Below are 6360 nucleotides of genomic sequence, written 5' to 3'. Positions count from 1 at the left end.
GTATATATCAAACTAATACCAAGTTATCTACGCTTGAAAGTGATGTAGAAAAAATCAAATCAATGGCTAATATTGTTTCTGTTGTCTCAGACTTAGATGATAAAGTTAATTTAATTATGGAACAAGCCCAGCAAGAATTACCTTCTGAATTTATTGTTGAAACAGAAGGTTGGAGTACGCAAACTATAATTAATCAAATTATAAATGCAGACTTTACATCTGTTTCAGCTACTAATAATAGTCACAACCGTTTGGAAAATGTGGATATTAATTCAAATCGAACTCATTTACGTGCTACAAATCATTCGTCTAATTATTTAAAGGGAACAAAATTTAATGATTCCTCAGGTACCGTTGGTATGAATGGTATTACCCAACAAGGCAATATACAAGTTACAGGCAACTCGGTGGGATTTGGAGAAGGTGGAGCATTAATATTTGGTAATCGAAATGAAGTAAGAGGAAACTGCCCTAGATGTAATAATGAGGTTATTGCTGACAAATTTGAATTACAACGCTATACAAAGATTCAGTGTTCGAAATGTTTGGGGGTTTTCGATATTAGATGGCATTAAAAGAAAGCTTAATAGGATTTGAGAACAATAAAAGCAGACCTATGTTTTGAACAAGAAAAGCTAATTAATATGACTTTTGAGCCACTAAACAGGTGATCAGTTAGTTCAATTAGCTTTTCTTGTTTCTAATTGCTTTATCACTGTAGCCTTGTTTATTTGTGTAATCTCAGCATTCTTATTAAGTGAGCTTGCTAGCTACTTTCATTCTTACTTATACATTCCTAGCCATTCTATCTTGGCTATAATAAGTGTATCCCTTTGTAGGGTACACGCTTATCAGCGAGGAATCTGTATAGGTAACCCCCACCTCGATGTGGTCACTTTTCAGTACATCAACATAGGAACTATAAAGGGTATAAAAATATAACTATTGAGCTCTACCTGAGAAGGTGAAATCCCCTTGGAGAATCCCCCTGTTAGGTACTACTCATATTATTCCACCTCACCAACACAAACAAAAGAGGTAGAACCTTTATAGTCCTACCTCACTAGTTTTATTCATCGTTAACACACTAAAGTATTTCCTTAGTAGCCTACTCCAAGATTACATAAAACGATAAATAAGTGTAATCATTTAACTAGAGAAGCAAGCCTTATTGTTAAGCCTTTTGGTTGTTACATAAAGTTATTACACAAAAGATTACACAAAACCTTTACACTTAATATACCCTCATGTTACATTAAAGGTACAATGAATGTAAGGGGGAGAAACCTGATGAGAATCGCTTACGCTAGGGTTTCAACTGATGAGCAGTTACTTGATAGACAACTAGAAGCACTCAATAAGTATGGCTATGATAGATTAATCCAAGAGAAATATACCGGAACTAAAAAAGACCGAGCAGGATTAACCCAGCTCATGGATACAGTACGAGAAGGTGATGCCGTTATTGTAGAAGCCATTAGCAGACTAGGGAGAAACACTCTTGATATCCTTACAACTGTCGAGGAGTTAAATAATATGGGTGTTACTTTCGTATCACTAAAGGAAAATATGGATACTTCAACGCCAACTGGAAAAGCCATGTTCTCTATGATGGCAGTAATCAGCCAACTCGAAAGGGACTTAATAGCAGAACGAACAAAAGAAGGACTAGCAAGCGCAAAGAAACGTGGAGTTAAACTAGGTAGACCTCAACTAGACAATGACAAAATAAGGGTAGCTCTACAGATGTATGACTCAGGAGAATATTCCATCAAGGACATTGTTAGTCAAGTGGGGATATCTCAAGGTAAGCTATATAAAGAGATTAATAAGAGAAAATTACAAGAAGGAACTACGAGATAGGTGACAATTAAGTTGCTGCCTCGTTGTTTCTTTTTTATTTGTATACGAGTATGAACCATGTAGATGTATCTCTTGAGTGTGTACCTAACAGTATTCTCATGTGCGGATATGATAAGTGAATACGTAAGCTGGTGCTTGTATGTACGGTTGAGTAGTGCCAGCTCATATGTACTGCTTGTATCGTTGCCTTGAATGGCTAGACTCTGTGGTATTGCCCTCTGACAGTTGCTCTCGTTAGTTGCCTTTCTGCGATCGTTGAGGGGGGATACTCCTTGGCTCGTCCTCTCTAGCCCCACATATTATAAAGCGGGGGGAGGTGTGCGTACCCGGTAGTAGCCATATGTAGTAGAAATCATATAGGAAAATCGGCTTCCATTTAGTTACCAGTGAGACAGCTGCCTATGTTAAACGTAGTCACCTCCTCAGTTTTTTTTTTCTAAAAAGTTTTCTCCCAACATCGAGGTAGCTTAATTAGTTATGCTAAGCGGCTCTCTTAAAGGTGGTGGCTTCCTCGGTTAATTCTTTGTTGGTATTAAATTACTCAAGATTTTCCTCCTCAGGTGCCATCCGTGAGTTAAACCTAGTAGTGGAAAAGGAAAAAGGAAGTGAAGAAAGCTATGAAGTTAGATCTACGAGGACGTATATTCTGAGTATTACCTAAGTATTACTATTTCTGGTATTAATGGATATCATTGTATTTTAGGTGGGGGATGACATATAATTTAGATAAACAAAGGGGGAATATTCATGAGTGACGTAAAATTAACTAATGAGGTAATCAGCCCGAAAGATAAGCGAGATAGTTTAGTTGACAAGGTGGAGGTACTTAGCAAAGTAAAAGAATTTTCGTTGCCACCTGAGTTGGAAATGGCTACTAAAGAACAGGTCGCAGATTTTTACAATGTACCAAAGAAAACAATAACTAATCTAGTTAGATTTTACAATGATGAACTTGTTTCAGATGGGGTCACGCTTATGAAGGGAAACAAAATAAGTTCCTTCTTTCCGAAAATGAAAAGAAGAGGATCATATACGGTAATATCGAGAAATGGAGAGAAGTATACATACTCTAGCTACGAGAACAGATTATTCCCTAAGCGTGCTATCCTCCGAGTAGGAATGCTATTACGTGACTCGGAGGTTGCCAAAGAGGTTCGTACTCAACTGTTGAACACTGAGGAGAACGCAGCACAATCAGTTGAAACTTACGAGATTGACCCCGAGATGGAAGTACACACAAGACTAGGACGAACAGTTGCTACAAAGTTGCCAGCTCTAGGTGAAACATTTAATAATTCTGAGTCTGAAAGTAAACAAGATAGAGCGTATAGCTTAGAAGGAAATTTCTATAGCTCAATTACCAAGTCATATGTAAATGGATTAGTACTGTGTGGATTATCGTTGAGTTTACTACTAATGAAGCCGTTTACTAATCAAGAACAGGTCAGACAAGGGATATAGTTATTGCACTTAAGGTTACACTTGTATAGCGTATCTCATGGGTAGGTAAGAGAGGTACCTTTAAGAACGTAATAAAGGAGTAGACCTCCTCAACCTAACTCCTTATGCCTAACTCTCAATAAAGCAATTATTCCTGATCCTGTTTGTTCCACATATCCAACTTGCCATCTTCGAATCGCAGCATAGCAAACTTTATATTGCCTTCACCCTTGTAAATTATGGTTTTTATGTAGTCCTCTTCTTTGTATAGTTCACCTACACCGCCAATCAACTGAGATACTTCCTCACGAGTCATATCATAATCAAGAGCTTCAAACTCTCCCCCATTAATGTACCCTTGAGATGGCTTGTAGTCCTCAAATGGTGCCTTCGTGGTGGTAGCTTCTTCTTGTGAGCAGGCACCTAATAAGCCAATGCTTATAAATAAGGCTCCTAATCCAAAGTGTTTAATCATATGAATTCCCCCCTTAGCTTATTCTATTCGCTCTCATAATTGTCCTATCAATATCGATTGAGGGATTTTCAGTATCTGTGTACTAAACAGTTGCCTTCTCTAGGTTAACCCTTCAGTAGTCGTCCTATTGTGATAAGCCTATCTCGTGCTCTATCTAAAAAGAGTTTTCTCTATAGGTTAACCTAATTAGAGTAACTAAGAGTAATATCCCTAGAAAAAGAAATAAAAGAACCCTAGAGAATAACTATATAGACCTCCTATCCAGTATTGAATTTAAATGCACTTAAAACAATAACTATATGAGAAAGCCAAAAGAGGTATACCTATAGAGCTTAAATCTTTAAAGACTTGTCTATCTCTGTACAGAGAAGGTAAATCTTTAAAGTATTTCTCTATAGGTATACCTCTATTAGTTTATCCTTCTCTAGGTTATAGGTATTTAAAATATTTAAAACAAAGGTCTATAGTGAGATAGCCTAATAGATTATTCTCTAGAGGTAATACTTTAAAGGCTTTTCTTCTCGTTACCGAGATAGGTAAATCTTTAAAGTATTTCTCCTAGAGTCCTTCCTCAGTAGAGCTTTATATTTTAAAACTGAGATGGACTAATTAGGGTTAACTACTAGGTTTATTCTCCAGAGGTTTAACTACTCAGTGTATATACGTAGAGTTATCCGGAAAGTACTGATCCCTAGCAGAAGCTAGTGATACCAGGGGTTACAACCGTTTTTGAGGTAGCTAAAAAGGTGCAGAGTGTCAAAAATGGACAATTTTTAGGGTGGCTCCTAGAGGTGGCAATCTTTACAAGGAAGGCTCGTAAGTTTCCTATTAGGGTTTGCCTCCAGAGAATAATAACTATTCGAATAGCAATATGAGGTGAAATCCCCCTATAAGATATAAGAGGATGATTGACCGTAAAACAGGGTTGAGCCTTAGAACCACAAGGGATTAGGCCGAAATAATATCGGTAATTTCATGTGCAAAAAGGCTATAACATCGGTAATTTCATGTGCATGGATTCTAAGAGATTACTTTTGTGAGATAGCAAACTGTATAGATTTAAACCCCGAGGGTGCAAGCTAGTGCTGGCGATTTCTGTAGGTATATCTTGTGTCTTATTTTGAAACGTAATTCAATAGGAGGAGATAACCAAGGGGGAATACTAATGAGTAACGTACAATTATTTGATGGAGCTTTAGGTCAAGTCAGAACAGTAACGCAAGGAGAGGAGATTTGGTTTGTTGCAAAAGATGTTTGTGACATCCTAGAAATAACGAACCAAGGAAATGCAGTATCTAGATTAGATGAAGACGAAAAAGGTGATGTCGGTTTAACCGACGCCATTGGTAGAACTCAAAGTACAAGTATAATCAATGAATCAGGACTTTACTCGTTAGTAATTACATCACGTAAGCCACAAGCGAAAGCATTCAAAAAGTGGATTACTTCGGATGTTATACCTACTATTAGAAAAACTGGCGGGTACGTACAGGAAGATCGTGAGGAAGAGTTTATCCACAAATACCTCCCTAGTCTATTTGAAGATACAAAGAAAGCTATGGTGTTAGACTTACGAGCACAAAACTTAGAAATGAAGAAAACTATCGAGGTAATTGACAATAAGGTTGAGCGTGACAGATTAGTAGAACGAGTGGAAGTTCTGGAGAGAGTGAAGAACTTACTATTGTTACCTAACATGGAGTACGCTACGGCGAATCAGGTTGCTGATTTTTATGGCGTTGACTACGATGTTATTAAAATGATAGTAAAAAGGCACAAAGACGAGCTAGAGCTCGATGGTTATAAATCATTAGAAGGCAAAGAAATTAGAGAGATTTTAGTAAGTAACAAGATGTACCCTACTAAAATAAAGCCTAGAAAAGGTCATTTTGTAGTAATGGTAAGCGGAGAGGAAGTTAAGATAGCTTACAGAAATGTAGCGCTCTTCCCTAAGAGAGCTATCCTCCGGGTAGGAATGCTACTACGTGACTCGGAAGTAGCCAAGGAATTACGCACTCAGTTGTTAAACATCGAGGAGCATACTGCTACCGAGGTTAAAACTTATGAGATCGACCATGAGCAGGAGTTCTAGGACAAGGCTTTAAAGTTTATGGAACTGTGGAGGAACCGTTATTTCTAGCGAAGTATGTAGCTGAGTGGATTGAGCACACGAATCAAACTATGATGTTAAAATCTGTAGATGACGAAGAAAAAGTAAAGCACAACTTGGGTGTAAACAATAATTATACCCAAGTTGGACATGGTGGTTTACGAGAAAACACGGAATTTTGGTTCTTAACTGAGGAAGGTATCTACGAGTTGCTAATGCTCTCCCGCAAGCCAATCGCCAAGCAGTGGAAAAAGAAGCATGTTCTACTGAGTTACCCGAGAAGGGTAGCTCTTTTGGTCGTCCTCGAGGGGGATGTGCCTCTGAGTCTACTATATAGTGTAGGCGATAAAAGAGGGTGTCACACAAGAAGTACAGTATATATGAGACCCTTAAAAGGAGATATTTCTTGAGGAGGGGTGTATCGCTACTTAATATATAGAGGACGAAAATGAGTAGTACTATGTCGCTACTT

At 37.8% G+C, this 6360-nt stretch carries 6 protein-coding genes and 1 pseudogene; 6 read left to right on the top strand and 1 reads right to left on the bottom strand.

Annotation, left to right across the window (positions count from 1 at the left end; all coding sequences use genetic code 11):
• The 3 genes from AB3X48_RS16015 to AB3X48_RS16005 form a co-directional block, all read left to right on the top strand.
• Positions 1-575 (top strand): hypothetical protein (locus AB3X48_RS16015; protein WP_367959731.1); only part of this gene is annotated, 575 nt, incomplete at its 5' end.
• Positions 576-1290: 715 nt separating this feature from the next.
• Positions 1291-1863, top strand: coding sequence for a recombinase family protein (locus AB3X48_RS16010; protein WP_367959730.1), 573 nt, complete (start codon positions 1291-1293; stop codon positions 1861-1863).
• A gap of 747 nt (positions 1864-2610) precedes the next feature.
• Positions 2611-3324, top strand: a complete 714-nt coding sequence (locus AB3X48_RS16005; protein WP_367959729.1) for a hypothetical protein — start codon at positions 2611-2613, stop codon at positions 3322-3324.
• Positions 3325-3451: 127 nt separating this feature from the next.
• Here the strand turns inward: AB3X48_RS16005 and AB3X48_RS16000 are convergent, their stop codons facing one another.
• Positions 3452-3778 (bottom strand): hypothetical protein, encoded by a 327-nt coding sequence (locus tag AB3X48_RS16000; RefSeq protein WP_367959728.1) that lies wholly within the window; start codon positions 3776-3778, stop codon positions 3452-3454.
• Between the two features lie 1165 nt (positions 3779-4943).
• Here AB3X48_RS16000 and AB3X48_RS22095 point away from each other — a divergent pair.
• From AB3X48_RS22095 to AB3X48_RS15990, 3 genes and pseudogenes are all read left to right on the top strand, one after another.
• Positions 4944-5228, top strand: a pseudogene (locus AB3X48_RS22095) (BRO-N domain-containing protein); the annotation flags it as partial.
• A gap of 141 nt (positions 5229-5369) precedes the next feature.
• The gene (locus tag AB3X48_RS22090) at positions 5370-5870 is read left to right on the top strand and encodes a hypothetical protein (RefSeq protein WP_483298826.1); all 501 of its coding nucleotides are present in this window, start codon (positions 5370-5372) and stop codon (positions 5868-5870) included.
• A 26-nt stretch (positions 5871-5896) separates the two neighbouring features.
• Positions 5897-6298 (top strand): BRO-N domain-containing protein, encoded by a 402-nt coding sequence (locus AB3X48_RS15990; protein WP_367959726.1) that lies wholly within the window; start codon positions 5897-5899, stop codon positions 6296-6298.
• Positions 6299-6360 lie beyond the last annotated feature (62 nt).

This window comes from Bacillus sp. S4, from assembly GCF_040838205.1.
Lineage (GTDB): Bacteria > Bacillota > Bacilli > Bacillales > Bacillaceae_G > Bacillus_A > Bacillus_A cereus_U.
The sequence above is the reverse complement of the archived record's forward strand: the minus strand, read 5'-3'. Positions and strand labels throughout refer to the sequence as shown.